Source organism: Aquabacterium sp. A08 (assembly GCF_011742065.1).
The window spans coordinates 1-25,222 of sequence record NZ_JAAQQT010000601.1; the positions used below are offsets into that span (position 1 = coordinate 1).

Annotated in this window: 28 protein-coding genes, 1 tRNA gene and 1 riboswitch; of the genes, 14 read left to right on the forward strand and 15 right to left on the reverse strand. The window is 68.7% G+C overall.

Annotated elements, in window-relative coordinates:
* Positions 1 to 5: 5 nt before the first annotated feature.
* The gene (gene ybeY, locus HA630_RS08980; protein ID WP_166834241.1) at positions 6 to 458 is read left to right on the forward strand and encodes an rRNA maturation RNase YbeY; all 453 of its coding nucleotides are present in this window, start codon (positions 6 to 8) and stop codon (positions 456 to 458) included.
* 39 nt (positions 459 to 497) lie between these two features.
* Here ybeY and dbpA read toward each other — a convergent pair whose 3' ends face one another.
* Genes dbpA through tyrS form a run of 5 tightly spaced genes read right to left on the reverse strand, consistent with a single transcriptional unit; the run spans position 498 to position 5,336 of the window.
* A complete protein-coding gene (gene dbpA / locus HA630_RS08985) occupies positions 498 to 1,898 on the reverse strand; it encodes an ATP-dependent RNA helicase DbpA (RefSeq protein WP_166834200.1) in 1,401 nt (466 codons plus the stop codon).
* A 7-nt stretch (positions 1,899 to 1,905) separates the two neighbouring features.
* Positions 1,906 to 2,691 (reverse strand): hypothetical protein, encoded by a 786-nt coding sequence (locus HA630_RS08990; RefSeq protein ID WP_208300045.1) that lies wholly within the window; start codon positions 2,689 to 2,691, stop codon positions 1,906 to 1,908.
* 19 nt (positions 2,692 to 2,710) lie between these two features.
* Positions 2,711 to 3,154 carry a D-aminoacyl-tRNA deacylase gene (gene dtd / locus HA630_RS08995; RefSeq protein ID WP_166834201.1) on the reverse strand — a complete coding sequence of 148 codons (444 nt, stop codon included), beginning with the start codon at positions 3,152 to 3,154 and terminating at the stop codon, positions 2,711 to 2,713.
* Positions 3,151 to 4,071, reverse strand: coding sequence for a cation diffusion facilitator family transporter (locus HA630_RS09000; RefSeq protein WP_166834203.1), 921 nt, complete (start codon positions 4,069 to 4,071; stop codon positions 3,151 to 3,153). The genes dtd and HA630_RS09000 overlap by 4 nt, the downstream gene beginning before the upstream one ends.
* A gap of 17 nt (positions 4,072 to 4,088) precedes the next feature.
* The gene (tyrS, locus tag HA630_RS09005) at positions 4,089 to 5,336 is read right to left on the reverse strand and encodes a tyrosine--tRNA ligase (protein ID WP_166834205.1); all 1,248 of its coding nucleotides are present in this window, start codon (positions 5,334 to 5,336) and stop codon (positions 4,089 to 4,091) included.
* Positions 5,337 to 5,539: 203 nt separating this feature from the next.
* Between tyrS and HA630_RS09010 the strand changes: the two genes are divergently transcribed.
* Positions 5,540 to 6,871 (forward strand): M23 family metallopeptidase, encoded by a 1,332-nt coding sequence (locus HA630_RS09010; protein ID WP_166834207.1) that lies wholly within the window; start codon positions 5,540 to 5,542, stop codon positions 6,869 to 6,871.
* A 14-nt stretch (positions 6,872 to 6,885) separates the two neighbouring features.
* Complete coding sequence (locus HA630_RS09015; protein WP_166834209.1) at positions 6,886 to 8,007, forward strand: anhydro-N-acetylmuramic acid kinase; 1,122 nt, start codon at positions 6,886 to 6,888, stop codon at positions 8,005 to 8,007.
* 32 nt (positions 8,008 to 8,039) lie between these two features.
* On the opposite strand, the gene erpA is transcribed toward HA630_RS09015, so the two are convergent.
* From erpA to rplM, 3 genes are all read right to left on the reverse strand, one after another.
* Positions 8,040 to 8,405: an iron-sulfur cluster insertion protein ErpA gene (erpA, locus tag HA630_RS09020; RefSeq protein ID WP_166834211.1), complete on the reverse strand. Its 366-nt coding sequence runs from the start codon at positions 8,403 to 8,405 to the stop codon at positions 8,040 to 8,042.
* A gap of 213 nt (positions 8,406 to 8,618) precedes the next feature.
* Positions 8,619 to 9,011 (reverse strand): 30S ribosomal protein S9, encoded by a 393-nt coding sequence (gene rpsI / locus HA630_RS09025; protein WP_166834212.1) that lies wholly within the window; start codon positions 9,009 to 9,011, stop codon positions 8,619 to 8,621.
* A 9-nt stretch (positions 9,012 to 9,020) separates the two neighbouring features.
* The gene (gene rplM / locus HA630_RS09030; protein WP_166834214.1) at positions 9,021 to 9,455 is read right to left on the reverse strand and encodes a 50S ribosomal protein L13; all 435 of its coding nucleotides are present in this window, start codon (positions 9,453 to 9,455) and stop codon (positions 9,021 to 9,023) included.
* A gap of 273 nt (positions 9,456 to 9,728) precedes the next feature.
* Here rplM and HA630_RS09035 point away from each other — a divergent pair, with 273 nt between their 5' ends.
* Complete coding sequence (locus HA630_RS09035; protein ID WP_166834216.1) at positions 9,729 to 10,901, forward strand: branched-chain amino acid ABC transporter substrate-binding protein; 1,173 nt, start codon at positions 9,729 to 9,731, stop codon at positions 10,899 to 10,901.
* A gap of 59 nt (positions 10,902 to 10,960) precedes the next feature.
* Positions 10,961 to 11,878 carry a 23S rRNA (adenine(2030)-N(6))-methyltransferase RlmJ gene (locus HA630_RS09040; RefSeq protein ID WP_166834218.1) on the forward strand — a complete coding sequence of 306 codons (918 nt, stop codon included), beginning with the start codon at positions 10,961 to 10,963 and terminating at the stop codon, positions 11,876 to 11,878.
* Between the two features lie 12 nt (positions 11,879 to 11,890).
* Here HA630_RS09040 and HA630_RS23570 read toward each other — a convergent pair whose 3' ends face one another.
* The 4 genes from HA630_RS23570 to ahcY all read right to left on the reverse strand — a co-directional run bounded on the left by HA630_RS23570 (position 11,891) and on the right by ahcY (position 15,435).
* A complete protein-coding gene (locus HA630_RS23570; RefSeq protein ID WP_243855420.1) occupies positions 11,891 to 12,190 on the reverse strand; it encodes a septal ring lytic transglycosylase RlpA family protein in 300 nt (99 codons plus the stop codon).
* A gap of 213 nt (positions 12,191 to 12,403) precedes the next feature.
* The gene (metF, locus tag HA630_RS09050) at positions 12,404 to 13,234 is read right to left on the reverse strand and encodes a methylenetetrahydrofolate reductase [NAD(P)H] (RefSeq protein ID WP_166834220.1); all 831 of its coding nucleotides are present in this window, start codon (positions 13,232 to 13,234) and stop codon (positions 12,404 to 12,406) included.
* On the reverse strand, positions 13,219 to 13,992 hold the full coding sequence (locus tag HA630_RS09055) for a TlyA family RNA methyltransferase (RefSeq protein WP_166834222.1): 774 nt from the start codon (positions 13,990 to 13,992) through the stop codon (positions 13,219 to 13,221). The genes metF and HA630_RS09055 overlap by 16 nt, the downstream gene beginning before the upstream one ends.
* A gap of 6 nt (positions 13,993 to 13,998) precedes the next feature.
* Positions 13,999 to 15,435, reverse strand: a complete 1,437-nt coding sequence (gene ahcY, locus HA630_RS09060; RefSeq protein WP_166834224.1) for an adenosylhomocysteinase — start codon at positions 15,433 to 15,435, stop codon at positions 13,999 to 14,001.
* An 82-nt stretch (positions 15,436 to 15,517) separates the two neighbouring features.
* A riboswitch (S-adenosyl-L-homocysteine riboswitch) is annotated at positions 15,518 to 15,630 on the reverse strand.
* Positions 15,631 to 15,720: 90 nt separating this feature from the next.
* Between ahcY and HA630_RS09065 the strand changes: the two genes are divergently transcribed.
* The 6 genes from HA630_RS09065 to HA630_RS09090 all read left to right on the forward strand — a co-directional run bounded on the left by HA630_RS09065 (position 15,721) and on the right by HA630_RS09090 (position 19,537).
* Entirely contained in the window at positions 15,721 to 16,704 is a 984-nt protein-coding gene (locus HA630_RS09065; protein WP_371809234.1) for a polyprenyl synthetase family protein, read from the forward strand.
* 8 nt (positions 16,705 to 16,712) lie between these two features.
* Positions 16,713 to 16,789, forward strand: a tRNA-Pro gene (locus tag HA630_RS09070).
* 180 nt (positions 16,790 to 16,969) lie between these two features.
* Positions 16,970 to 18,211, forward strand: coding sequence for an HD-GYP domain-containing protein (locus HA630_RS09075; protein ID WP_166834226.1), 1,242 nt, complete (start codon positions 16,970 to 16,972; stop codon positions 18,209 to 18,211).
* Positions 18,212 to 18,270: 59 nt separating this feature from the next.
* Positions 18,271 to 18,660, forward strand: coding sequence for a hypothetical protein (locus HA630_RS09080; RefSeq protein ID WP_208300046.1), 390 nt, complete (start codon positions 18,271 to 18,273; stop codon positions 18,658 to 18,660).
* A 7-nt stretch (positions 18,661 to 18,667) separates the two neighbouring features.
* The gene (locus HA630_RS09085; RefSeq protein ID WP_166834228.1) at positions 18,668 to 19,288 is read left to right on the forward strand and encodes a ParA family protein; all 621 of its coding nucleotides are present in this window, start codon (positions 18,668 to 18,670) and stop codon (positions 19,286 to 19,288) included.
* 30 nt (positions 19,289 to 19,318) lie between these two features.
* Positions 19,319 to 19,537 carry a 4Fe-4S binding protein gene (locus HA630_RS09090; RefSeq protein ID WP_166834230.1) on the forward strand — a complete coding sequence of 73 codons (219 nt, stop codon included), beginning with the start codon at positions 19,319 to 19,321 and terminating at the stop codon, positions 19,535 to 19,537.
* 24 nt (positions 19,538 to 19,561) lie between these two features.
* Here HA630_RS09090 and HA630_RS09095 read toward each other — a convergent pair whose 3' ends face one another.
* Positions 19,562 to 20,191, reverse strand: a complete 630-nt coding sequence (locus HA630_RS09095) for a LysE family transporter (protein ID WP_166834232.1) — start codon at positions 20,189 to 20,191, stop codon at positions 19,562 to 19,564.
* A gap of 133 nt (positions 20,192 to 20,324) precedes the next feature.
* On the opposite strand from HA630_RS09095, the gene HA630_RS09100 reads away from it, so the two are divergent.
* Complete coding sequence (locus HA630_RS09100) at positions 20,325 to 20,753, forward strand: thioesterase family protein (RefSeq protein WP_166834233.1); 429 nt, start codon at positions 20,325 to 20,327, stop codon at positions 20,751 to 20,753.
* Positions 20,754 to 20,762: 9 nt separating this feature from the next.
* Here the strand turns inward: HA630_RS09100 and HA630_RS09105 are convergent, their stop codons facing one another.
* Complete coding sequence (locus tag HA630_RS09105) at positions 20,763 to 21,881, reverse strand: PQQ-dependent sugar dehydrogenase (RefSeq protein WP_166834235.1); 1,119 nt, start codon at positions 21,879 to 21,881, stop codon at positions 20,763 to 20,765.
* A 111-nt stretch (positions 21,882 to 21,992) separates the two neighbouring features.
* Here HA630_RS09105 and HA630_RS09110 point away from each other — a divergent pair, with 111 nt between their 5' ends.
* Both HA630_RS09110 and rpoH read left to right on the forward strand, forming a co-directional pair.
* Positions 21,993 to 23,669, forward strand: coding sequence for a sensor domain-containing diguanylate cyclase (locus HA630_RS09110; RefSeq protein ID WP_166834237.1), 1,677 nt, complete (start codon positions 21,993 to 21,995; stop codon positions 23,667 to 23,669).
* Between the two features lie 90 nt (positions 23,670 to 23,759).
* Positions 23,760 to 24,704 carry an RNA polymerase sigma factor RpoH gene (gene rpoH / locus HA630_RS09115; protein WP_166834239.1) on the forward strand — a complete coding sequence of 315 codons (945 nt, stop codon included), beginning with the start codon at positions 23,760 to 23,762 and terminating at the stop codon, positions 24,702 to 24,704.
* Positions 24,705 to 24,797: 93 nt separating this feature from the next.
* Here the strand turns inward: rpoH and HA630_RS09120 are convergent.
* The coding region (locus tag HA630_RS09120; protein ID WP_305792624.1) for an amino acid--tRNA ligase-related protein at positions 24,798 to 25,222 on the reverse strand (425 nt) is incomplete at its 5' end.

Below are 25,222 nucleotides of genomic sequence, written 5' to 3' on the forward strand. Positions count from 1 at the left end.
CTGACATGGCCCTGCCCCCACTCACCCTGTCCCTGCAATTCGGCCGCTTCGACGGCGTGGCCGAGCACCGCGCCGCCCTGCCCCGCCACAAGGTGGAGCGCTGGCTGCGCCACGCGCTCGACGCCGACGGTGAAATCACCGTGCGCATCGTGGACGCCGAAGAAGGCCAGGCCCTGAACCGCGACTACCGCCAGAAGGACTACGCCACCAACGTGCTGACCTTCGACTACGCCACCGACCCGGTGGTGATGGCCGACCTGGTGCTGTGCGCGCCGGTGGTGGCCCGCGAAGCCGCCGAACAAGGCAAGACCCTGCAGCAACACTACGCCCACCTGCTGGTGCACGGCACGCTGCACGCCCAGGGCTGGGACCACGAAACCAGCGAGGCCGATGCGGAAGAAATGGAAGCCCGCGAAATCGAGATCCTGGCCGGGCTGGGGCTGCCCAACCCCTACTGAGCGCGGCAGCCGACACACCGGCTGCCGGCCCCGGTCAGCTCACAGCAGGCGCACCTTCACGCTGCGCCCCTTGATGCGGCCGGCCGACAGCCGGGCCTCGGCCTGCCGCGCAATGCCCCGCTCCACCGCCACGTAGGTGGAAAACTCGTTGACGTTGATCTTGCCGATCTGCTCCTTGGCGAAGCCAGCCTCGCCGGTCAGCGCGCCCAGCACGTCGCCGGCGCGGATTTTTTCCTTGCGCCCGCCCACGATCTGCAGCGTGGCCATGGGTGCGCGCAACGGTTCGCGGCTGGCGGCGGTCAGCTCGGCCAGCGGGGTCCAGCGGGTTTCGCGGCCCTGCAACTGCTCGATGCGGCCCACGCTGCCCATCTCGTCCAGGCTGGCCAGGGTCACGGCCAGGCCCTCGGCGTCGCCGCGCCCGGTGCGCCCGATGCGGTGCACGTGCACCTCGGGGTCGGGCGTCACGTCCACGTTGACCACGCAGCCCAGTTGCGCGATGTCGATGCCGCGCGCGGCCACGTCGGTGGCCACCAGCACCGAACAGCTGCGGTTGGCGAACTGCACCAGCACCTGGTCGCGCTCGCGCTGCTCCAGCTCGCCGTACAGCGCCAGCGCGCTGAAGCCCTGGGCCTGCAACACCGCCACCAGGTCGCGGCACTGCTGCTTGGTGTTGCAGAACGCCAGCGTCGATTCCGGCCGGAAGTGGTTGAGTACCTGCGACACCGCGTGCAGGCGCTCGCCCTCGCCCACCTCCACCCACACCTGGCGGATCTTGCCCGCGTCGTGTTGGGCCCGAACCTTCACCGTCTGCGGCTGGCGCATGAACTGCGCCGCCAACTGGGCAATGCCGTCGGGGTAGGTGGCGGAAAACAGCAGGGTCTGGCGCTGCGCCGGGCAGCGGCGCACCACTTTGGCGATGTCGTCGAAAAAGCCCATGTCCAGCATGCGGTCGGCCTCGTCCAGCACCAGGGTGCGCACCGCGTCCAGGCTCAGGCTGCCGCGCTCCAGGTGGTCCAGGATGCGCCCGGGCGTGCCCACCACCACGTGGGTGCCGTGTTCCAGGCTCAGGGTCTGGCCGCGCAGGGCCACGCCGCCGCACAGCGTGACCACCTTGAGGTTGCCCACCGCCCGCGCCAGTTTGCGGATCTCGGCGGTCACCTGGTCGGCCAGTTCGCGCGTGGGGCACAGCACCAGCGCCTGCGCCTGCCACTGGGCCGGGTCCAGCTTTTCGACCAAGGGCAGGCCAAAGGCCACGGTTTTGCCGCTGCCGGTGCTGGCCTGGGCGATCAGGTCCTGCCCGGCCAAGGCCAAAGGCAGGCTGGCCGCCTGGATGGCGGTCATGGCGGTGTAGCCCAGTTGGGTCAGGTTGTCGAGCGTGGCCGGTGTTAGGGGCAGCGCGGTGAAGGCGGCCCCGGCCGCGGCTTGTGCAGATGCGTTCATCGGGCGATTATCCGCCCGATGCCTCCGGTGCCCGCTGGGCGTAGGCGCGGATGGCGGGCAGGGATTGCAGGTAGTGGTAGGCGGTCTGCGCCTCGGGGTAGCGGTGTTCGGCGCCCACGGGGCAGGCGTTGCGCGCCAGGCAACGGTCCTGACAGCCCGAGTCCGCTTGCAAGCGGTGGCTCAGGCAGGCCTGCAAGCGCCACGGGCCGGTGGCCTCGCTGGCCAGGGCACCAGCCGGGCAGGCGCGCACACAGGGCTGGTCGACACAAGCCAAGCAAGGCGACTCCAGCTCCCGTTTCGGCGTCAGCGGAAAGGCCGTGTCGGTCAGCAGCACCGCGCGGTAGGCGAACCAGCTGCCCCACTCGGCGTCCACCCCCACCCAGAAGGGCGACGGCCGGTGCCAGCCGGCCAGGGCACCCAAGGCCTGCAGCCCCACCGGGTGCGGGCCGGGAAAGACCTGGCGCCAGGCGTGACCGGCCAGCGTGCCGTCCATCCAGGCCTTCACACACTCGCCCACGAAGGTGTCCACCGGGTCGCTGCCGTGCAGGCCGCGGCGTTGCAAAGCGGCCCAAAAATCGCGCCCGCGGTGACCGATCAGGATGAGCTGGGTGAAGCGCCCACGCTCGGCCTCGTTCAGGCCCAGGGTGGCCTGCACGCTGGCGGGCAAACGGTGCAGGTCGAACACCGCGTGCAGGTGCAGGCCCTGGGCAGACAAGGGGGCAAACACATCGGCAATCCCGGCCTGTGGCACCGTGGTCGATGCGCCGATATCGGCGGCAGAGGGGGCGTGCATGGTGGGGATGGGTTGGCGCTCAGGCGCCCATTTGCAGGGGGATCGTCACCGGCCCGTCGTTGACCAGATGCACCTGCATGTCGGCCGCGAACCGGCCGGTCTGCACCAGCGGGTGCACCGCCCGCGCCTGGGCCACAAAGTGTTCGTACAGCCGGCGCCCTTCGTCGGGCGCAGCCGCGCCAGTGAAACTGGGCCGGTTGCCCCCGGTCACGTCGGCGGCCAGGGTGAACTGGCTCACCACCAGCAGCCCCCCGCCCACGTCCTGCACGCTGCGGTTCATCTTGCCGGCCTCGTCGCTGAAGATGCGCAGCTTGAGGAGCTTCGCCAGCAGCTTGTCGGCCACCGCGTCGCTGTCGCCGCGCTCGGCGCACAGCAGCACCAGCAGGCCAGGGCCGATCTGCCCCACCACCGCGCCGTCCACCACCACCCGCGCTTCGCGCACGCGCTGCAACACGGCTTTCATGGCGGGCCCTCCTGGCCGTGGAAATGGGCCTCCACCCCGTCGGGCAGCAGCTCAATGGTGGCACGCAGCCCCTCCACCGCCTGCATCAGGGCGCGCTCCACCTCGCCACGCAGCTCGGCGGCGTGCGCCAGCGTCCAGTCCGGGGGCAGGTGCATGTGCACGTCCAGGTAGCAGCGCTGGGCGGCCTGGCGGGTGTGCAGGTGGTCGAAGCGCACCGAGCCGTCGGGGCGCGCGAAGCGGTCCAGCACCGCCTGCAGCCGCGCCAGTTGTTCGGGGGGCACAGCCTCGTCCATCAGGCCCTGCGCCGAGCGCCAGATCAGGTGCACCCCTTCTTTCAGGATGTTCAGGGCCACACCGATGGCGACTGCGGCGTCCAGCCACAACCACCCGGTCAGCACGGCCAGGCCCAGGCCCAGCACCACGCCGGCCGAGGTCCAGACATCCGTCACCAGGTGGCGGGCATCGGCCTCCAGGGCGATGGAGCGGTGGACGCGGGCGGCCTGGAACATGACCCACGCCAGCAAACCGTTGAGGGCCGAACTGGCCACGGACAAGGCCAGGCCCCAGTCCATCTGCTGCAGCGGTTGCGGGGCCAGCAAGCGGCCCGATGCCGCCCACACGATGCCCAGCGCTGCGGCAATGATCAGGATGCCCTCGAACCCCGACGAAAAATACTCGGCCTTGTGGTGGCCGTAGGGGTGGTCGTCGTCGGCCGGGCGGGCCGCCACGGTCACCATCACCAGACCGAACACCGCACTGGCCAGGTTGACCAGCGACTCCATCGCGTCCGACAACAAACCGACCGAACCGGTCAGGTGCCAGGCCAGGGTTTTGAGGGCGATGGTGAGCAACGCCACCCCCACCGAAGCGATCAGGAGCCGCTGGGGCGTGAGGTGCTGCAGCGCGTTCGGTGGCATGGGGCGGGTCTGGGGCCTCAGGCCAGCGTGACGCGCGCGAACTTGCGTTTGCCCACCTGCACCACATAGGTGCCGGCGTCCAGCTTCAGGCCACGGTCACTCACCACGCCACCGTCCACGCGCACGCCGCCGCCGTCGATCAGGCGGTTGGCCTCGCTGGTGGACGGTGCCAGGTTGGCCTGCTTGAGCAAGGCCCCGATGCCCAGCGGTGCGCCGCTCAGGCTCACCTCGGGGATCTCGTCGGGCACGCCGCCCTTGCTGCGGTTGATGAAGTCCTGCTCGGCCGCATCGGCCGCCGCCGCGCTGTGGAAGCGCGCCGTGATCTCCTTGGCCAGCGCCACCTTGGCGTCCTTGGGGTTGGCGCCCTGGGCAATCGCCTGCTTCAAGGCGTCGATCTCGGCCAGCGACTGGAAGCTCAGCAGCGTGTACCAGTCCCACATCAGCGTGTCGCTGATCGACAGCACCTTGGCGAACATGGTGTTCGCGTCCTCGGTGATGCCGATGTAGTTGTTCTTGGACTTGGACATCTTGTCCACGCCGTCCAGCCCCACCAGCAGCGGCATGGTCAGGATGCACTGCGGCTCCTGGCCGTACTCGGCCTGCAGGTGACGACCCATCAGCAGGTTGAACTTCTGGTCGGTGCCGCCCAACTCCAGGTCGGCCTTCAGCGCCACCGAGTCGTAGCCCTGCATCAGCGGGTACAGGAACTCGTGCACGCTGATCGAGGTGCCGGCGGTGAAACGCTGGTGGAAGTCGTTGCGCTCCATCATGCGCGCCACCGTGTACTTGGCCGCCAGCTGGATCATGCCCATGCTGCCCAGTGGCAGGCACCACTCGCTGTTGTAGCGGATCTCGGTCTTGGCCGGGTCCAGCACCAGGCTGGCCTGCTTGTAGTAGGTCTCGGCGTTGGCCTTGATCTGCTCAGGCGTCAGCGGTGGGCGGGTGCTGTTGCGGCCCGACGGGTCGCCGATCAGGCTGGTGAAGTCGCCAATCAGAAAGATGACCTGGTGCCCCAGGTCCTGCAGCTGGCGCATCTTGTTGAGCACCACCGTGTGGCCGATGTGGATGTCGGGCGCGGTCGGGTCCAGCCCCAGCTTGATGCGCAAAGGTTGGCCGCTGGCCTCGCTTTTTTGCAGCTTCTTGACCCAATCGGCCTCGGGGATCAGCTCCTCGCAACCGCGCCGGGTCACGGCCAGGGCGTGTTGCACCGCTTCGGACAGCGGCACGGTGGACGGAGCGGGTTCGGCGGCTTGGTGATCGTTCATAAGGGTTATTCCAGATGCGTCAAGGGGCGCAGCCGGTACAATACTTGTTGGTTTAGACGTGGATTCTAGTTGGCCTGCTTCTTGCTGCCACAGCCCCTGTCAACACAACGGCCGGCTTCCCGCCGTTGCCCCACCGAATGTAACCCCTTGCCGGTGCCCGCGCTGCCCCAGCGTGTCGCCGGCCTTTTGTGCCCGACACCTGCATGAACGAATTGGCCCAACGCATCAAGCTCGCACTGCAGCGCCACCCCAAGCGCTTCATGGGTGGCCTCGGCGCTTTGCTGCTGGGCACGGGTGTCACCGCCTTTGGCATTGCACCGATCGACGACAACCTGGACCTGCTGCCCGTGCGGCAGCTGGTGGAGCCGGTGCAGCCGGCGGCCCTGGTGCCTCAGGACGCCTTGTCCGCCCCGGTGCCTTTCGTCCTGTTCCGCAGCGACGTCACCCGCCGCGACGACAGCGCCGTCAGCCTGCTGCAGCGCCTGGGCGTGAGCGACGCCGAATCCAGCGCCTTCCTGCGGCGCGACGCCGCTGCGCAAGCCCTGTTCCAGGGCCCGGCCGGCAAACTGGTCATGGCCGAAACCGACGAGGCCCAGCGCCTGGTCCGCCTGACGGCACGCTGGCTGCCCAGCGACAACAGCGACACCTACCGCCGTCTGGTGGTGGAGCGCACCGTTGCGGGGCTGGTCGCCCGCGTCGAAGCGGCCGAATTCACCACGGCGGTGCGCCTGAGCAGCGGCACCATCCGCAGCTCGCTGTTTGCCGCCACCGACGCGGCCCGCCTGCCCGACGGCGTGGCCACGCAACTGGCCGACCTGTTCTCGGGCGAGATCGATTTCCGCCGCGACCTGCGCGCCGGTGACACCTTCAGCGTGGTGTACGAGGCCCTGGAAGCCGACGGCGAGGTGCTGAAGTACGGCCGCCTGCTCAGCGCCGAATTCGTCAACCAAGGCAAATCCCACCAGATGCTGTGGTTCGAAGAGCCCGGTCAGAAGGGTGCCTACTACACCTTTGAAGGCCAGAGCCTGCGCCGCGCCTTCCTCGCTTCGCCACTGGCTTTCTCGCGCGTCAGCAGCGGCTACGGCATGCGCTTCCACCCGATTTCGGGTGGACGCAAGGCCCACTTGGGGGTCGACTACGCCGCCCCCACCGGCACCCCGGTGCGCACCGTGGCCGACGGCGTGGTCGAATTCGCCGGCTGGCAGCGCGGCTACGGCAACGTGGTTTACATCCAGCACCGCCAGAACAAGACCACCGTGTATGCCCACCTGCACCGCATCGACGTGCGCAAGGGCCAGAAGGTCAGCCAGAGCGATCTGATCGGTCTGGTCGGCTCCACCGGCGCCTCCACCGGCCCCCACCTGCACTTCGAGTTCAAGGTCGGTGGCCAGCACCAGGACCCGCTGAACATCGCGCGCAGCAGCGAAGGCCAGCCCATCGCGGCCGGTTCGCGCAAGGCCTTTGCCGAAGTCGCGGGCGCGATGCGCCTGAAACTCGCGTCGGCGGCCACCGTGGTCCAGGCCAGCGCCGACTGACCCCCTCCGCGCCCATGCGCGAGCACTGCATCGGCCTGATGTCGGGCACCTCGCTCGACGGGGTGGATGGCGTGCTGATGGCCTTCGAGGCCGATCGCGCCCAGCCACTGGTCGCGGCCCATGCCCCCATGCCGCCCGAGCTGCGCGCCGCCTTTCTGGCGCTGAACCAGAGCGGACCCGATGAGCTGCACCGTGGCCAGGTGGCCGCGCACCAACTCGTGCACTTGTACGCGGGCGTGGTCCACGACCTGCTGACACGCAGCGGCCTGTCCAGGCGCGACGTGCGCGCCATCGGCGCCCACGGCCAGACGGTGCGGCATGCACCGCCGGGGCCCCAGCAAACCACGCCCTACACCCTGCAACTCAACCAGCCCGCGCTGTTGGCCGAACTCACCGGCATCGCCGTGGTGGCGGACTTTCGCAGCCGCGACCTCGCGGCCGGCGGCCAAGGGGCGCCGCTCGTGCCCGCTTTCCACCGCGAAGTGTTCGGCCGCGCCGGCACCTCGGTCGCGGTGGCCAACATCGGCGGCGTGGCCAACCTCACCGCCCTGCCGGCCGACGGTCGGGTGCTGGGCCTGGACACCGGCCCGGGCAACGCCTTGATGGACGAATGGTGCCAGCGCCACACCGGCCAGTGGTACGACGACGCGGGCCGCTGGGCGGACAGCGGTCAGGTCCACCGCGGACTGCTGAAAAGCCTGCTGGACGAGCCGTATTTCCAGGCCCGAGGCCGCAAAAGCACGGGCCGCGACCTGTTCAACACCGCGTGGCTGGAACAGCACCTGGCGCAGCACCCGCCGCTGCCGGCGGCCGACGTGCAAGCCACCCTGCTGGAACTGACCGCCCACAGCCTGGTCATGGGCATGGAAGGGCTGGATTGGGGCCCCACACCGCCCGAGACGCTGCTGGTTTGCGGAGGGGGGGCCCGAAACACGGTACTGATGCAACGCCTGGCGCAACACCTGCCGGGCTTACGGGTGTCCCGTACCGATGCCGTGGGCTGGCCCGTGGACCAGGTAGAGGCCGCGGCGTTTGCTTGGCTGGCCCACCGCTGCCTGCAGGGCCTGCCGGGCAACGAGCCGCAGGTCACCGGCGCCGCCGGCCCCCGGGTGCTGGGGGCGGTGTACCCAGCCTGACGCAAAACCGCCGACCGGGTCGCCTCAGGGCGTCAGACGCTGAAGCTGGAACCGCAGCCGCAGGTGGTGGTGGCGTTCGGGTTCTTGATCACGAATTGCGCACCCTGCAGGTCTTCCTTGTAGTCGATCTCGGCGCCCACCAGGTACTGGTAGCTCATCGCGTCGATCAACAGCGACACGCCGTTTTTGCTCATCTCGGTGTCGTCCTCGTTCACCACCTCGTCGAAGGTGAAGCCGTACTGGAAGCCCGAGCAACCGCCGCCCTGCACGAAGACGCGCAGCTTGAGGTCGGGGTTGCCTTCCTCGGCAATCAGGTCGGCCACCTTGGCCGCGGCGCTGTCGGTGAAGACCAGCGGAGCAGGCATTTCGGTGTCGACGTGTTCGGCAAGAGCGCTCATGGTGCAAATTCCACTCAGATACAGATGGGCCAAATACTATAGCAAAAGGGTCAGGCATTGAAGCCGGCGGCCATTCCCAGCACCCCCGTCAGGGTTTTTGGGGCGCCCGCTGGCGGCCTGGCCACAAAAAAGCCGCCCTGGCACGAACCAGCGCGGCTTTTGAACCACCCACCACGGGGCACAGGCCCTGTGGCGGGCGCAGGTCCCGGCGAATCAACGCTTGGAGAACTGCTTGCGGCGGCGTGCGGAACGCAGACCGACCTTTTTACGTTCGACTTCGCGGGCGTCGCGGGTCACGTAACCGGCGGCGCTCAGGGCGGGCTTGAGGGCCGCGTCGTAGTCGATCAGGGCGCGGGTGATGCCGTGACGCACCGCACCGGCCTGGCCGGATTCGCCACCACCGTGGACGTTGACCTGGATGTCGAAGGACTCGACGTTCTCGGTCAGCACCAGCGGCTGTTTGGCAATCATGATCGAGGTCTGACGGCCGAAGAACTGCTCGATGTCCTTGCCGTTCACCGTGATCTTGCCGGAGCCTTTTTTCAGAAACACGCGGGCGACGCTGGATTTGCGACGGCCGGTGCCATTGTTCCAATCACCAATCATGGCGGCTCCTTAGATGTCCAACACTTGGGGTTGCTGGGCAGTGTGCGGGTGCTCAGCACCGCCGTACACCTTGAGCTTCTTGATCATGGCGTAGCCCAGGGGACCCTTGGGCAGCATGCCTTTGACGGCCTTTTCCAGCGCGCGGCCGGGGTGCTTGGCCTGCAGGTCGCGGAAGTTGGTGCCGTAGATACCGCCGGGGAAGCCCGAGTGACGGTAGTACATCTTGTCCAGGGCCTTGGTGCCCGTGACTTTCAGTTTGGCTGCGTTGACGATGACGATGAAGTCGCCGGTGTCGACGTGAGGGGTGTAAATGGCCTTGTGCTTGCCGCGCAGACGGCGTGCCACTTCGCTGGCGACACGTCCGAGCACCTTATCGGTGGCGTCAATCACAAACCACTCATGCACCACCTCAGCGGGCTTGGCGCTGACGGTTGCTTTTTGCATGGTTTTTCTCTCTGAGAAAAGGTTTGGCGGGCCCTTTTCCACGGTCGGTGTTGCTCTGTTGGCAACCTCTTAGGTGGGGTTTGGCCCGTACAGGCCACTTCGCCGCGGAGCCCAAAAATCGCTGCGAAGCCTTCCATTATAAGACACCGTGAAGCGGTGCGCAAACCTCTGATGAACCGCCCGGTTTCGGTGCATCTGCCTACAATCCGGGTTTTCCCGAAATGCACCAGGTTGGACACCGCGGTGCGCCTTCACACGATCCCCCCACGCCCCATGTACCACCAACTCGCCTACATCGCCCTGGCCGCCGCCCTGTCGGTCGCCGCCTGCAGCAAAACCGAAGACACCGCCGCGCCGGCCAACCCCGGCGGCACCGCCCTGGTGGTGAAAATCGGCCACGTGGGCGCCACCAGCGGCGCGGTGGCGCACCTGGGTAAAGACAACGAAAACGGCGCGCGCATGGCGATCGAGGAACTGAACGCCGCCGGCGTGAAGATCGGCGAGCAGACCGCGCGCTTTGAACTGGTGGCCGAAGACGACGCCGCCGACCCCAAGCAAGGCACCGCGGCCGCCCAGAAACTGGCCGACGCCCAGGTGAACGGCGTGGTCGGCCACCTGACCTCGGGCACCACCCTGCCGGCCTCGCAGATTTACAACAGCGCGGGCATCCCGCAGATCACCCCCTCGTCCACCAACCCCAAGCTGACGCGCCAGGGCTACGCCGGCGCCTTCCGCCTGGTGGCCGACGACGTGCAGCAAGGCAGCGCCATGGGCCGCTACACGGTCGAGTCGCTGCAAGCCAAGACCGTGGCGGTCATCGACGACCGCACCGCCTACGGCCAGGGCCTGGCCGACGAGTTCGAAAAGGCCGCCACGGCGGCGGGCGCCCAGGTGGTGGCGCGCGAGTTCACCAATGACAAGGCGACCGACTTCAACGCCATCCTGACCAGCATCAAGGCCAAAAAGCCGGACGCCATCTTCTTCGGCGGCATGGACGCGGTGGGCGGCCCGATGCTGCGCCAGATGCGCCAGCTGGGCATGCCGGCCAAGCTGGTGGGCGGCGACGGCCTGTGCACCGGCGAAATGATCCAGCTCGCGGCCGAGGCCCTGGGCGACGGCCAGGTGTACTGCGTCGAAGCCGGCGGCGTGGACGGCGACGAAGTGGCCCTGTCCGAGAAGTTCCGTGCCGACTACAAGGCCAAGTACAACCTGGAGGTGCAAGCCTACGCCCCCTACGCCTACGACGGCGTGAAGCTGCTGGCCCAGGCCATGGAAACCGCCGGATCGGCCGACCCGGCGCAATACCTGCCGGCGCTCAAGGCCATCCAGTACCAGGGCGCTTCCGGCAAGATCGCTTTCGACGCACAGGGCAACCGCCAGAACGCCGCCCTGACGCTGTACACCTTCAAGGCGGGACAGCGCGAACGCCTGGCCGTGATCCGCTGACCCAGAACCGGCCCGGGCGCTGCCCCGGGCCGTTGGGGTCATGGGGTACCATCCGCCCCATGTTCAGTTACCGTCACGCCTTCCACGCGGGCAACCACGCCGATGTGCTCAAGCACATGACGCAGGTGGCCCTGTTGCATTACCTCGGCCAGAAAGACACCGGCCTGACCGTGGTGGACACCCACGCCGGGGCCGGCGTGTACCGGCTGGACCAGGACCATGCCCGCACCTCCGGCGAATCGGACGCGGGCGTGTTCCGCCTGCAGGCCGCCGCGCGGCAGGCCCAAGCCCAGGGCGAAGGTGTGCCCGAGATGGCCCAGGCCTACCTGGCGCAGGTGCAGGCCTTCAACCCCGGCGCCCAGTGGCGCACCTACCCCGGCTCGCCCTGGATCAGCCAGGCGCTGCTGCGTCCGCAAGACAAACTCAAGCTGTTCGAGGTGCACCCCACCGACGCCAAGCTGCTCGACAAGCAGGTGGCCGAACTGGGCCGGGGCAAGCAGATCGAGGTGCTGCGGCGCAGCGGCTTCGAGGGCCTCAAAGGCCTGCTGCCGCCACCCACCCGGCGCGGCCTGGTGCTGATGGACCCGAGCTACGAACTCAAGACCGACTACCAGGCCGTGGTCGATTGCCTGGAGGACGCGCTCAAGCGCTTCCCCACCGGCACCTACGCGGTGTGGTACCCGGTCATCGCCCGGCCCGAGGCGCACGCCCTGGCGCGCAAGCTCAAGAGTTTGTCCACCCGCGCGGGCCGCGCCTGGGCCCAGGCGGAACTCAACGTGGGCCTGACGCCCACCGAGGGCACCAGCACCCAAGTGGCCCAAGGGCGTTCACACACCGCCATGCGCGCCAGCGGGATGCACGTCATCAACCCACCCTTCACCCTGGCCGCGCAATGGCGCGAGACCCTGCCCTGGGTCACCCAGGCCCTGAAAGAAGCGACCGGTTCCGGCTGGACCGTGGAACACGGCCAACCCTGAGCCCGGCCGCCCTCACGGCGGGTGGGCCGGCAGCGCCCACAGCTGCACCTCGGACACCCCGTGGCGCTGGATGCCCAGCGCCACCGCCGCGGCGTGGCTCAGGTCGACGATGCGGCGGGCCAGGTGCGGGCCTCGGTCGGTGACGCGCACCACCACCTCGCGCCCCGTGCGCAAACTGCGCACCACAATTTCGGTGCCGAAGGGCAAGGTGGGGTGGGCGGCGGTCAGGGCGTGCCGGTTGTAGCGCTCACCGCTGGCCGTGCGCCGGCCGTGGAAGCGCTGGTGGTAAAACGAGGCCAGCCCTTGCTGCAAGGGCTGGGGCGCCGGCTGCGGGCCGGCCTCAGCCTCAGCCTCAGCCTCAGGCAGAGCTTCAACGCCGACATCAACGTCTGCCACCGCGGCTTCGAGGCCCGGCGCCAGGACCAGGGCCGTGGCCTCGGGCAGGGCTTGAGCGGCTGCCGCCGCGGCCAGCCAACACACCCACCCCAGGGCCAGCCCAGACCCCACGCGGCCCATCCGCACGCTTCAGCCCAGGCCCAGGCGGTCGCAAATCGCCAGCGTGGCTTCGCTCTGGTTCATGGTGTAGAAGTGCAGGCCGGGCACGCCCGCGGTGCGCAGTTGGTCGCACAGGTCGGTCACCACGTCCAGGCCAAACGCCTTGATCGATTCGACGTCGTCGCCATACGCCTGCAGGCGCAGGCGGATCCAGCGCGGCACCTCGGCGCCGCAGCTGTCGGCGAAGCGCAGGATGCCGCTGGCGTTGATGATGGGCATGATGCCCGGCACCACCGGGATGTCGGCGCCCTTGGCGTAGGCGTCGTCCACAAAGCGGAAGTAGGCGTCGGTGTTGAAGAAGAACTGGGTGATGGCCGAGTTGGCCCCGGCGCGCACCTTGGCCACGTAGGCGTCCACGTCGGCCTCGGGCGACTTGGCCTGCGGGTGCATTTCGGGGTAGGCGGCCACCTCCAGGTGGAAGTGGTCGCCGGTTTCGGCGCGGATGAACTGGACCAGATCGGCGGCGTACCGGAACTCGCCCATGGCACCGTAACCGCTGGGCAGATCGCCGCGCAAGGCGACCAGGCGGCGCAGCCCCATGCGCTGGAACAAGGCCAGCTTTTCGCGCACCGACTCGCGGGTGGCACCGACGCAGGTGAAATGCGACGCGCCGCTCTGGCCTTCGTCCAGAATCGCCTGCACGGTTTGCAAGGTGCCGTCTTGGGTGGAGCCGCCCGCGCCGTAGGTCACCGAACAGAATTCGGGCCGCTTGGCGTACAGCTTCTCGCGCACGGCGCGCAACTTGGTCGCGCCTTCCGCCGTCTTGGGCGGAAAAAACTCAAAACTCAGGGGCAAGCCCATACGAAAAACTCCCGGTTGCCATCACCGCCGGTGATGGCGCTTTCAAAATAGGCCCGCAGGGTGAGGCCGTTCGCGGCGCAGGCTTGCGCCATGCGCGCCTGCACCTGCGCGTAGCGGCTCGCGTCCTTGACCAGACCGCCTTTGCCAATGTCCTGCGGCTGCAGCTCGAACTGGGGCTTGACCAGCATCAGCAGGCCGTTCCCCCCGGGTCGCAGCAGCGGCACCAGTGCCGGCCACACCAGCGTTTGCGAGATGAAGGAGAGGTCCCCCACCACCAGGTCGAACGGCCCGGTGGCCTGGGCCCCGGCGGCGGCCTGCAGGCGCGCGGCCGACAGTTCGCGGGCGTTGCATTTCTCCACCGCCGTCACGCGCGCGTCCTGGCGCAGGCGGGGGTGCAACTGTCCCTGGCCCACGTCCACGCCCACCACCTGGGCGGCGCCGTGTTGCAGCAAACAATCGGTGAAACCGCCGGTGCTTTGGCCCACGTCCAGGCACACCGCCCCATGCACCGGCACCCCGGTGTGGCGCAGGGCGCCCTCGAGCTTCAGGCCCCCGCGCGACACATAGCGCGACTCGGCGGCATCGGTCAGGGCCAGCTCGGCATGGGCCGGCACCGCCTCGCCGCTCTTGGCCACGGGGCGCCAAGCGCCTTCACCCGCGGCGGGCAGTCGCCAGCGCACCCCCGCGGCGATCAACCGCTGGGCCTGCGAGCGCGACGCGGCCAGGCCCCGTTCGACGAGCAACTGGTCCGCGCGCATGGCCGGTCAGTAGCGGTAGGTGTCGGGCTTGTACGGGCCCTGCTTGGGCACGCCGATGTAGGCGGCCTGCTCGTCGCTCAACTCGGTCAGCATGGCGCCGACCTTCTTCAGGTGCAGGCGCGCGACCTTCTCGTCCAGGTGCTTGGGCAGCACATAGACCTTGCCCACGTCGTAGCCTTCGGGGTGGCAGAACAGCTCGATCTGGGCGATGGTCTGGTTGGCGAAGGAGCTGGACATCACGAAGCTGGGGTGGCCGGTGCCGCAACCCAGGTTCACCAGGCGGCCTTTGGCCAGCAGGATGATGCGCTTGCCGTCCGGGAAGATCACGTGGTCCACCTGGGGCTTGACCTCTTCCCACTGGCACTTCTCTTCGAGCTTGGCCACCTGGATCTCGTTGTCGAAGTGGCCGATGTTGCAGACAATGGCCTGGTCTTTCATGGCGGCCATGTGCTCGTAGGTGATGACGTCGCGGTTGCCGGTGGTGGTCACGAAAATGTCGGCCTTGTCGGCGGCCCACTCCATGGTCACGACCTTGTAGCCTTCCATCGCGGCCTGGAGGGCGTTGATGGGGTCGATCTCGGTCACCCACACTTGGGCGCTCAGGGCACGCAGGGCTTGGGCACTGCCCTTGCCCACGTCGCCGTAACCGGCGACCACGGCCACCTTGCCGGCGATCATCACGTCGGTGGCGCGCTTGATGCCGTCCACCAGCGACTCGCGGCAGCCGTACAGGTTGTCGAACTTGGACTTGGTGACCGAGTCGTTGACGTTGATGGCGCGGAACATCAGCGTGCCCTTGGCCGACATTTCCTTCAGGCGGTGCACGCCGGTGGTGGTCTCTTCGGTCACGCCGATGATCTGGGCGCTCTTGCGGCTGTACCAGGTGCTGTCCTCGGCCAGCTTGGCTTTGATGGCCGCAAACAAGATGCGCTCTTCATCGCTGCCGGGGTTGGCCAGCACGCTCTGGTCTTTTTCGGCCTGCTTGCCCAGGTGCATCAGCAGCGTTGCGTCGCCGCCGTCGTCCAGAATCATGTTGGGGCCTTCGCCCTCGGTGCCCTTGGCGCCGAAGTCGAAGATGCGGTGGGTGTAGTCCCAGTAGTCGACCAGGGTTTCGCCCTTGACGGCGAACACCGGCGTGCCGTTGGCGGCGATGGCGGCGGCGGCGTGGTCCTGGGTGGAGAAGATGTTGCACGAGGCCCAGCGGACTTGCGCGCCCAAGGCCTGCAGGGTCTCGATCAGCACCGCCGTCTGGATGGTCATGTGCAGCGAACCGGTGATGCGCGCGCCCTTCAGGGGCTGCTTGGCCGCGAATTCCTCGCGAATGGCCATCAGACCGGGCATTTCGGTTTCGGCGATGCGGATTTCCTTGCGGCCCCACTCGGCCAGACCGATGTCGGTGATGGCGCAGTCGGCGTTCACGGGGTGTTTCAGGGATGCGTTCATGGTGGCTCCAAAGCACAGCTTCGCGGACGAAGCGTCGTCAAAAAACCACTGACTCGGAGAAAAAGGAACTCACCGCACGGCCAGTGGGTGAGCGTCGTTGCGGATGGAGGCCAAGCGCGGCTTGACCGACTGCCGAGCCTCGCGTCCCGTGGGCCGGATCACCCGGGTGTGGACGCTGCAACGCTCCTCGGCAGACCTGTATTATAGAGAGAGGTACGGCAGCTTGCCAAGCGAGCGCCGGGGAGTGCCTCTCTATAATCGCCCAAACCCCAGCCGGACCCCGCCTTGAGCCAGCCCACGCCCACCCCTCCCAACGCCCTGTCCCTCGTGGCCGCCGACATGCGGGCCGTGGACGCGGTGATCCAGCAGAGCCTGAGCAGCGACGTGCCGCTGGTGGGCCAGGTGGCCGAATACATCATCGGTGCCGGCGGCAAGCGGGTGCGCCCCGCCCTGCTGCTGCTGCTGTGCGGCGCACTGGGTTGCACCGACCCGCGCCGGCACAGCCTGGCCGCGGTGGTGGAATTCATCCACACCGCCACCCTGCTGCACGACGATGTGGTGGACGAATCCACCCTGCGCCGCGGCCGCGACACCGCCAACCAGGTGTTCGGCAACGCCGCCAGCGTGCTGGTGGGCGACTTCCTCTACTCCCGCGCCTTCCAGATGATGGTGGACGCGGGCAACATGCGCATCATGCAGGTGCTGGCCGACGCGACCAACGTGATCGCCGAGGGCGAGGTGCTGCAGCTGATGAACATGCACGACGCCTCGCTGGACGAGCAGGCCTACCTGCGCGTGATCCGTGCCAAGACGGCCAAGCTGTTCGAGGCCAGCGCCCGCCTGGCCGCCATCCTGGCGGGTGCCGACGCCGGGCTGGAAGCCCGTTGCGCCGACTACGGCCAGGCCCTGGGCGCCGCCTTCCAGGTGGTGGACGACGTGCTGGACTACGAGGGCAACGCCGCCGAGCTGGGCAAGAACCTGGGCGACGACCTGCGCGAAGGCAAGGTGACCCTGCCCATCATCTGCACCCTGCGCCGCTGCGACCCGGCCGACGCGGCGATGATCCGCGCGGCCATCGAGCAGGGCGACACCGCGCAACTGGACGAGATTTTGCGCGTCGTCAAGGACAGCGGCGGCCTGGAAGACGCGCGCCGGGCGGCCATGGCCGAGGCGCAACGTGCGATCGACGCGGCACGTGCACTGCCCGCGAATTTTTACGCCGAAGGTTTGGTACAATTGGCGGCTGTTCTGTTGGAGCGACGCTCCTGAGAACCCATCGGGGTGTAGCTTAGCCTGGTAGAGCGCTACGTTCGGGACGTAGAGGCCGGAGGTTCGAATCCTCTCACCCCGACCAGGAATTCTTTGACACATCGTCACCCAAAGCCCCACTTGCTGGGGCTTTGTTGTTTTTGAGCCCGGCGCCCGCCGCCGATGCGCTCGAACGCGCCCCCCCCCAACGTTCCACGGCCTCCCCTGGCCACAACGCCGGGTTGGCGCCACAATGAACGCTCCAGGTTACACCGCCGCGCCCCGCATGAGCATCACCGCCGACCTCCGACAATTCGTTTACGCCCTGTCCGATGCCCTGGACCTCGTGGGCATCGACGATGTGGCCCACGGCAAACGCGTGGGGGTGATGGCCGCCGAATGCGCCAAAACCCTGGGTGCCGATGACGCACAGGTGCGTTTTTTGTTCGACCTGGGGCTGCTGCACGACGTGGGCGTGTCCAACACCGAAACCCATTTGCACTTGGTGAGCGAATTCGACTGGACCGGCTCGCAAACCCACTGCCGTGTGGGGTACGAACTGCTCAAGGACTTTGCGCCGCTGCGCGACATGGCCCTGCCCGTGCTGTACCACCACACCCGCTGGGACGAACTGCAGCGCCTGAAAGTGGACGATCACACCGCGCGGGCGGCCAACCTGATCCTGCTGGTGGACCGGGTGGATGCCACCCTGGCCCCGTACTACGCCAGCGGTCAGGCGCTGCGGCACAGCCCGGACGCGCGCGCAGCCATCGTCCGGCACAGTGGCCGCTATTTCGACCCCATCCTGGTTGAGGCTTTCCTGCGCGCCTCGACCCACGAAGCCTTCTGGCTGAACCTGGAAGCCAGCGCCCTGCACAACTACCTGGGCGACATGGCCCGCAACGCCCTGCCCTGCACGCTGTCGCACACCGAACTGCGGCAACTGGCGCGGCTGTTCTCGCAAATCGTGGACACCAAATGCCGTTTCACGCAGACGCACTCGCTCGGCGTGGCCCAGGTCGCGCGCCGGTTGGCCGAACGGTTGGGGGTGGCGCCCGAACGCTGTGAGGAACTGGAAATCGCTGGCCTGCTGCACGACATCGGCAAACTGCGGGTGCCTGACCACATCCTGGAAAAGCCCGGCCCGCTGGACCCCGATGAGCGCCTTGTGATGAACACCCACAGCTTTGAGACGCTGCAAATCCTCAAAAAAATCCGGGGGTTCGAGCACATCACCGCCTGGGCGGCTGACCACCACGAAGCCCCCGGTGGCCACGGCTACCCGCATGGACTGGACGCGGATCAACTGCCGCTGGAAGCCCGCATTCTGCGGGTGGCGGACATTTTCCAGGCCATGGTCCAGGACCGCCCCTACCGTGCGGGACTGGACCGCGACGCGGTGGCGGACTTCATGCGCCAGCGGCAGGCCGAAGGCAGCGTGGACGCCACCGTGACCACCACGCTGCTGGCGCACCTCGACGAGCTGTACACCGCCGCCCGCCAGGGCGAGACCGCGGCGACCACCTAGCCCCATCAACCACACATACGGTATATACTGTTTACAAGATTCACTCCCTTGGAACAGCCATGAGCCAGAAAACACGCGACGCCGACAAGCCCAAGAAAATGAAGCTGGTGCGGGACAGCTTCTGCATGCCCAAAGACGAATACGTGCGCATCGAAGCCCTCAAGACCCGGGCGCTGGGCCTGTCGCTGGCGGTGAAAAAGAGCGAGCTGCTGCGGGCCGGCCTGAAGGCGCTGGATGGCCTGAGCGACGCCGCCCTGAAAAAAGCCCTGGGTGCGGTGCCCACCCTGAAAACCGGCCGGCCGGCGGTGGAAGCGGCCACCGATGCAACGCCAGCCATTGACACCCCGGCACCCGCGTCCAGCGCCGCCGATGCCGCCCCGACAGTGGCCCGCGCGCCACGCGCACGCCCAGCGCGCCGTGCGTCCGCGGCCAAGCCCCCCGTGGCCTGAGCACGCCATGCCCGTCATCGTCGTCGCCAACCCCAAGGGCGGGGTGGGCAAGTCCACCCTGTCCACCAACGTGGCGGGTTACCTGGCGCGCCAGGGGCGCACCGTCATGCTGGGCGACGCCGACCGGCAGCAGTCGTCGAGCGGCTGGCTGGGCATCCGCCCGCCCGAGGCCCGGCCCATCGTGGGCTGGGACGCGTCGGGCAGCGAGGTGCTGCGCCCGCCCCGGGGCACCACCCACGTGGTGCTGGACACCCCGGCCGGCCTGCACGGCAAGGGCCTGAAAGAGGTGCTCAAACGCGCCGACAAGCTGCTGATCCCGCTGCAACCCAGCCTGTTCGACATGCTGGCCACCCGCCAATTCCTCGACGAACTGCAGGAACGCCGGCGGGCGGCGGACCTGGACATCGCGGTGGTGGGCATGCGGGTGGACCAGCGCACCATCGCCGCGGAGCGGCTACGGGCCTTCGCCGAGGGGCTGGGCTTTCCGGTGCTGGGCCATTTGCGCGACACGCAGAACTACGTGCGGCTGGCGCTGCACGGCCTGACGCTGTTCGATGTGGCCCCCGGGCGCGTGGCCAAAGACCTGGACGACTGGGCGCCGATCTGCGCCTGGCTGGACGCGGACTGACCGCCCCGGCGGGCCCCGCCCCTCCCCCCAGTGAACCCCGAACGCCGCCGCCTCCCGGTCATCAACGGTTCGCGCTGCACCGGCTGCGGCTGGTGCGTGGCGGCCTGCCCATTCGATCTGCTCAGCCTGGAGCGCCAGGGCTGGCGCAAGACCGCCACCCTGCACGACGCGGACCGCTGCACCGGTTGCCGCCTGTGCGAGGCCAAATGCCCCTTCGGCGTCATCCACATGCAGGCCCCGCCGCCCTGACCGCCGGCACGGCGGCCTGGCCCCTCAGGGCGCGCGCTTGAACAGCGACAACAAGGCGCCCGCCGCCACGAACAGGGCCCCAAACACCCGGTTCATGGCGCGCATGTGGGCGGTGGACTTGAGCGCCGACAGCACCCGTGCGGCCAGCGCGGTGTACCCGGCCATCACCACCAGGTCGGTGAAGCCCAGCGTCAGGCCGATGACGGCGTACTGCGGCGCCAGCGGCTGCGTCAGGTCGAGGAACTGCGGCACCACGGCCAGCAGAAACACCGTGCCTTTGGGGTTGACCGCGTTGATGAGCCAACCGCGCAACACCATGCTGCGCACCGAGGCCTGGGCCGCACCGTCGCGCAGGGCCGCCAGTGGCCGCGCCGGGGCCCGCCACTGCTGCACGCCCAGCCACACTAGGTAGGCCACGCCCAGCCACTTGACCACCTGGAAGGCGGTGGACGAGGTGGCCACCAGTGCGCCCAGGCCCAGGCCCACCACCACCAGCTGCGTCCAGATGCCCAGCACCAGACCCAACGTGGTGACGTAGCCGCGCCGAAAGCCGTGGTTGAGCCCGGCGCTCATGGCCGCGACCGCCCCGGCCCCGGGCGAAATGCTGATGGCCCAGGAGGCCGCGAAAAATGCCAGCCAGGTGGAGGGTTCCATGGTGTGTGTCCGTCAAACGCCGGTCTGCGGGACCGGCCAAGTGCTGATTGTCACACGCTCGGCCCGGGCACGCTCGCGCGACAATCGGGGCCTTGCGTGCCCCACCGGGGCGCCCCCACCGAATGCCCCAGCCATGCCCCGCCTCCAGTTTGCCCCGCCCGAACGCGACCGCTTCAGCACCGACATCGCCATCTACATCAGCCACGTCAACCAGGGCGGTCACCTCGACAACGCCCAGCTGCTGACGCTGGTGTCCGAAGCACGGGTCCGGTTTTTCCGCAGCCTGGGCTACACCGAAGCGGACGTGGCCGGCCACCCCATCGTGGTAGGTGACATCGGGGCGCAGTACCTGTCGGAAGGCTTCCACGGCGAAACCCTGCGGGTGCGGCTGTGCCCGCAAGACCCCAACCGCTACGGCTTCGACCTGGCCTTCCGCATGGACGAACGCGAAACCGGCCGCGCCGTGGCCCGGGGCAAGATCGGCATCGTCTTCGTGGACCGCGCCACGCGCCGCGTCGCCCCCATGCCGCCGGCTTTTTGGGACCTGGTGGCGCCGCGCTGACCGCGGCGCTCAACCCGGCCGCAGCCGCAGCAACTGGCCCCGGGGCTCATCGGTGAGCAAGTAGAGCAGGCCGTCGGGGCCCACGCGCACGTCGCGCACGCGCTGGCCCAGGTCGGTCAGCAGGCGCTCCTCGCGCACCACCCGGCCGTCGCGCAATTCCAGGCGCACCAACTGGCGGAACTTGAGCGAGCCCACAAACAGGCTGCCCTGCCACGCCGGCCCGTAGCGGTCACTGGCCAGCCAAGCCAGGCCCGAGGGAGCGATGGACGGCGTCCACTGGTGCAGCGGGTCGACCATGCCGGCCTGCCGGGTGATGCCCGCCCCGATGCGGCCACCGCCGTACTGCTCGCCATGGGTGACCACCGGCCAGCCGTGGTTGCGGCCGGGCCCGGGCCGGTTCAGTTCGTCGCCGCCCTGCGGGCCGTGCTCCACCGTCCACAGCGCACCGTCCGGTCCCCAGGCCGCGCCCTGCAGGTTGCGGTGGCCCCAACTCCAGATTTCGGGCAGGGCACCGGGGCGCCCCACCAGCGGGTTGTCGGCGGGCACGCCCCCGTCCTTGCGCAGCCGCACCACCTTGCCGTGGTGGTTGTCCAGGGTCTGGGCGTCGGCCATGAGGTGGCCGCGGTCGCCCAGGGTCAGGAACAGGTGCCCGTCGGGCGTTTCGACGATGCGGCAGCCGAAATGTTGGCGGCTGGCCACCTTGGGCTGCTGGCGGAACAGCACCCGCAAGCCCTCCAGCCGGCGTGCGTCGGCCGACAGCTGGGCCACCGCCAGCGCGGTGGAGTTGCCCGAACCCTGGGCGTCGGGTTCGGCGTAGCACAGGTAAATGCGCCGGTTGCGGGCGAAGTCGTGGTCGGCCTGCACGTCCAGCAAGCCGCCCTGCCCTTGCGCCACCACCGCCGGCACGCCTTCGATCGGCTCGCCGACCCGTCCTTGGGCCGACACCCAGCGCAGGCGCCCGGGGCGCTCGGTCACCAGCATCTGGCCGCCGTCCAGAAAGGCCAGACCCCAGGGGTGCGCCAGCCCCTGGGCCACCACCTCCACCCGTGGGCCGCCGGCCCAGGCCAGCGCCGCCGCCGCCAACCACCCACACCCCACCCAGAACGAACGCACGTCTGCCGCTTTCATACGCACTCCTGCCGGCCACTGTCTTTGGCTAGAGACCGCTCGCGGGGGGAAGTTCACCGGGTCATCCAGGTGACAGGGGCGACAGAAATGCTCTTATCATTTGCAGCGACCATGCGCGACGCCACGTTCGAACCCCGCAGTTTCAAAAGCCAGCTGACCTTCTGGTTCGGCGGCCTGTCGCTGCTGGTGCTGTTGCTGGCCGGCTTTTACCTGGGCCGGCTGGTGGTGCAGGACCTGACCCAGGCCCAGGGCGCCGCCCTGCAGGGCCTGGCCCGCGCCGCCGCCACGCAGCTCAGCAACAGCCTGCGGGAGCGCGAACTGGAGCTGCTGATGCTCAGCCAGGCGCCGCACATGCAGCGCGGCCAGTGGGACGACCCTGACGTGGCCAACTCGTTGGAGCGGCGCCAGCGGCTGCGGCCCGAATACGCCTGGCTGGGCGTGACCGACCGCACCGGTCGCGTGCAGCAGGCCACCCAAGGCTTTCTGCAAGGGCAAGACGTCAGCCACCGCACCTGGTTTCAGGCCGGGCGCCATGGCCTGTACGTGGGCGACGTGCACGAGGCCCAACTGCTGGCGCAACTCATCACCCACCCGGTGGCCGATGGGACCACCCTGCGCTTCATCGACATCGCGGCCCCGGTGCAAAACGGCGCCCACCTGGTGGGGGTGGTGGCCGCCCACATCCACTGGGACTGGGTCTGGCAGTCGGCGCAACGCGTGCTGGAGGAGCGGCACCTCGAAGACGGGGTGGAACTGCTGCTGCTCGACCGCGAGGGCCGGGTGCTCTACCCCCTGCGCTTGGCCGGCGCCCGGGCCACCGACCTGGCCCCAGGCCCCGACAGCGCCCACGCGACCGACGCCCCAGCCCGCCTGCTGGCCTGGAACGACGGGGGCGACCACCTGACGGCCAGCGCCACCCTGCCCCCCACCGCCAGCACGGTGTTGGGCTGGCAGGTGGTGCTGCGCCAGCCGGAACAGCGGGCACTGGCCGACGCCTGGGCCCTGCGTCAGCACCTGCTGTGGCTGGGCCTGGCCACCGCCGCCCTGTTCGCCTTCGTGGCCTACCGCATGGCGGTGCACATCGCCCGGCCGCTGGAACAACTGACCGAAGCGGCCCACCGCATCGAAACCCGCAAGGCCAGCCCGCAGTTTCCGAGCGACCTCGACATTCTGGAGGTGGAGCGCCTGAGCCGTTCGCTCCAGTCCATGACGCACACCCTGCTGGCGCACGAACAGGAACTTGAGGCCAAGGTGACCGAGCGCACAGAAGCGCTGCAACAGGCCAACGCCGAGCTGGAGCGGCGCGCCACCACCGACCCCCTCACCGGCGTCTTCAACCGGCGCCGTCTGGAGGAGCGCCTGGACGAGCTGATGCAGATCCGCCAGCGCACCGGCCGCGGTTTTGCCCTGCTGGTGCTGGACATCGACCACTTCAAGCGCATCAACGACGGCCACAGCCACGACGTGGGCGACCAGGTGCTGCAGGCCTTTGCCCAGGTGCTGCGCCAGGCCACCCGGGTGACCGACTTCGTGGCGCGCTTTGGTGGCGAGGAGTTTGTGGTGCTGCTGCCGGAAGACCCCAGCCCCGAGGACGCCCACACCGTGGCCGAAAAAATTCGCCAGGCCGTGGCCGACACCGGTTTTCCCGTGGTGGGGGCGGTCACGGTCAGCATTGGGCTGAGCCTGCTGCGGCCCGACGACACCCAGGCCAAAGACGTGCTGCTGCGCGCCGACGCGGCGCTGTATGCGGCCAAGGCGCAGGGGCGCAACCGGGTCGGGGTGCGCTGACCCCACCGGGAACTTCCCATTAGCACTCGCCTCCCAAGAGTGCTAACATCAAGACATGGCCCACAAGGCCGACTCTGGAGGGAAGACCGCATGAACGCCACCGCACACCCCTACACCCTGGCCCCGGCCGCGCGGGGATGGTCCCACTCGGCCGTGGTGCTGCCCCCGCTGGGCAATTTGGACGCGTACATTTCCGCCGTCAACCGCCTGCCCCTGCTGACGGCCGACGAGGAGCGCGACTTCGCCCAGCGGCTGCAGCAGCACAACGATCTGGAAGCCGCCGGCAAGCTGGTGATGTCGCACCTGCGGCTGGTGGTGTCGGTGTCGCGCCAGTACCTGGGTTACGGCCTGCCCCACGGCGACCTGATCCAGGAAGGCAACGTCGGGCTGATGAAGGCGGTCAAGCGGTTCGACCCGGGCCAGGGCGTGCGCCTGGTGAGCTACGCCATGCACTGGATCAAGGCCGAGATCCACGAATACATCCTGAAAAACTGGCGCATGGTGAAGGTGGCCACCACCAAGGCCCAGCGCAAACTGTTCTTCAACCTGCGCAGCATGAAGCAGGGCTTCAAGGCCGACGCGCTGGACGCCGACACCCACCGCGACACCCTGAGCGACCACGAGGTGGACGTGGTGGCGCGCGAGCTGAACGTCAAGCGCGAAGAGGTGCTGGAGATGGAAACCCGGCTGTCGGGTGGCGACGTGGTGCTGGACCCCGGCCCCGGTGACGACGGCGAGGACGCCTACGGCCCCATCGCCTACCTGGCCGACGCCCGGCACGAGCCGACCGCGGTGATCGAATCGTCCCAGCGCGACCGGCTGGCCAGCGACGGCATCGCCCAGGCGCTGGAGCAGTTGGACGACCGCTCGCGCCGCATCGTGGCCGAGCGCTGGCTCAAGGTCAACGACGACGGCAGCGGCGGCATGACCCTGCACGAGCTGGCGGCGGAATACGGCGTCAGCGCCGAGCGCATCCGCCAGATCGAGGTGGCGGCCATGAAGAAGATGCGCAAATCGCTCGAAGCCTACGCCTGAACCGGCGCACACCCAACAAAAAGCCCGCGGTCTGCGGGCTTTTTGTTGCGCGGCGCTGGGGGCCCTTCAGCCCCCGCCCAGCGGCGACGCGCTTCAGGCCTCGCGGCGCAGCGCCGGGAACAGGATCACGTCGCGGATGCTGGGGCTGTCGGTCAGCAGCATGATCAGGCGGTCGATGCCGATGCCGCAACCGCCGGCCGGCGGCATGCCGTACTCCAGCGCGCGCACGTAATCGGCGTCGTAGAACATGGCCTCGTCGTCGCCGGCGTCCTTGCTGGCCACCTGGGCGTGGAAGCGCGCGGCCTGGTCTTCGGCGTCGTTCAGTTCGCTGAAGCCGTTGCCCACCTCGCGCCCGGTGATGTAGAGCTCGAAGCGCTCGGTCACGGTCGGATCGTTGTCGTTGGCGCGCGCCAGCGGCGAAATCTCGGTCGGGTGGTTGCAGATGAAGGTCGGGTTCCAGAGCTTGTCTTCCACCGTTTCTTCAAAATACATCACCTGCAGGCCGGCCAGGCTGCGGC

Bases quoted from the DNA above. Each gene is read 5' to 3' on its own strand.
- ybeY (WP_166834241.1), top strand. From the start codon at position 6: ATGGCCCTGCCCCCACTCACCCTGTCCCTGCAATTCGGCCGCTTCGAC.
- dbpA (WP_166834200.1), bottom strand. From the start codon at position 1,898: ATGAACGCATCTGCACAAGCCGCGGCCGGGGCCGCCTTCACCGCGCTG.
- HA630_RS08990 (WP_208300045.1), bottom strand. From the start codon at position 2,691: ATGCACGCCCCCTCTGCCGCCGATATCGGCGCATCGACCACGGTGCCA.
- dtd (WP_166834201.1), bottom strand. From the start codon at position 3,154: ATGAAAGCCGTGTTGCAGCGCGTGCGCGAAGCGCGGGTGGTGGTGGAC.
- HA630_RS09000 (WP_166834203.1), bottom strand. From the start codon at position 4,071: ATGCCACCGAACGCGCTGCAGCACCTCACGCCCCAGCGGCTCCTGATC.
- tyrS (WP_166834205.1), bottom strand. From the start codon at position 5,336: ATGAACGATCACCAAGCCGCCGAACCCGCTCCGTCCACCGTGCCGCTG.
- HA630_RS09010 (WP_166834207.1), top strand. From the start codon at position 5,540: ATGAACGAATTGGCCCAACGCATCAAGCTCGCACTGCAGCGCCACCCC.
- HA630_RS09015 (WP_166834209.1), top strand. From the start codon at position 6,886: ATGCGCGAGCACTGCATCGGCCTGATGTCGGGCACCTCGCTCGACGGG.
- erpA (WP_166834211.1), bottom strand. From the start codon at position 8,405: ATGAGCGCTCTTGCCGAACACGTCGACACCGAAATGCCTGCTCCGCTG.
- rpsI (WP_166834212.1), bottom strand. From the start codon at position 9,011: ATGATTGGTGATTGGAACAATGGCACCGGCCGTCGCAAATCCAGCGTC.
- rplM (WP_166834214.1), bottom strand. From the start codon at position 9,455: ATGCAAAAAGCAACCGTCAGCGCCAAGCCCGCTGAGGTGGTGCATGAG.
- HA630_RS09035 (WP_166834216.1), top strand. From the start codon at position 9,729: ATGTACCACCAACTCGCCTACATCGCCCTGGCCGCCGCCCTGTCGGTC.
- HA630_RS09040 (WP_166834218.1), top strand. From the start codon at position 10,961: ATGTTCAGTTACCGTCACGCCTTCCACGCGGGCAACCACGCCGATGTG.
- metF (WP_166834220.1), bottom strand. From the start codon at position 13,234: ATGGGCTTGCCCCTGAGTTTTGAGTTTTTTCCGCCCAAGACGGCGGAA.
- HA630_RS09055 (WP_166834222.1), bottom strand. From the start codon at position 13,992: ATGCGCGCGGACCAGTTGCTCGTCGAACGGGGCCTGGCCGCGTCGCGC.
- ahcY (WP_166834224.1), bottom strand. From the start codon at position 15,435: ATGAACGCATCCCTGAAACACCCCGTGAACGCCGACTGCGCCATCACC.
- HA630_RS09075 (WP_166834226.1), top strand. From the start codon at position 16,970: ATGAGCATCACCGCCGACCTCCGACAATTCGTTTACGCCCTGTCCGAT.
- HA630_RS09080 (WP_208300046.1), top strand. From the start codon at position 18,271: ATGAGCCAGAAAACACGCGACGCCGACAAGCCCAAGAAAATGAAGCTG.
- HA630_RS09085 (WP_166834228.1), top strand. From the start codon at position 18,668: ATGCCCGTCATCGTCGTCGCCAACCCCAAGGGCGGGGTGGGCAAGTCC.
- HA630_RS09095 (WP_166834232.1), bottom strand. From the start codon at position 20,191: ATGGAACCCTCCACCTGGCTGGCATTTTTCGCGGCCTCCTGGGCCATC.
- HA630_RS09100 (WP_166834233.1), top strand. From the start codon at position 20,325: ATGCCCCGCCTCCAGTTTGCCCCGCCCGAACGCGACCGCTTCAGCACC.
- HA630_RS09105 (WP_166834235.1), bottom strand. From the start codon at position 21,881: ATGAAAGCGGCAGACGTGCGTTCGTTCTGGGTGGGGTGTGGGTGGTTG.
- HA630_RS09110 (WP_166834237.1), top strand. From the start codon at position 21,993: ATGCGCGACGCCACGTTCGAACCCCGCAGTTTCAAAAGCCAGCTGACC.
- rpoH (WP_166834239.1), top strand. From the start codon at position 23,760: ATGAACGCCACCGCACACCCCTACACCCTGGCCCCGGCCGCGCGGGGA.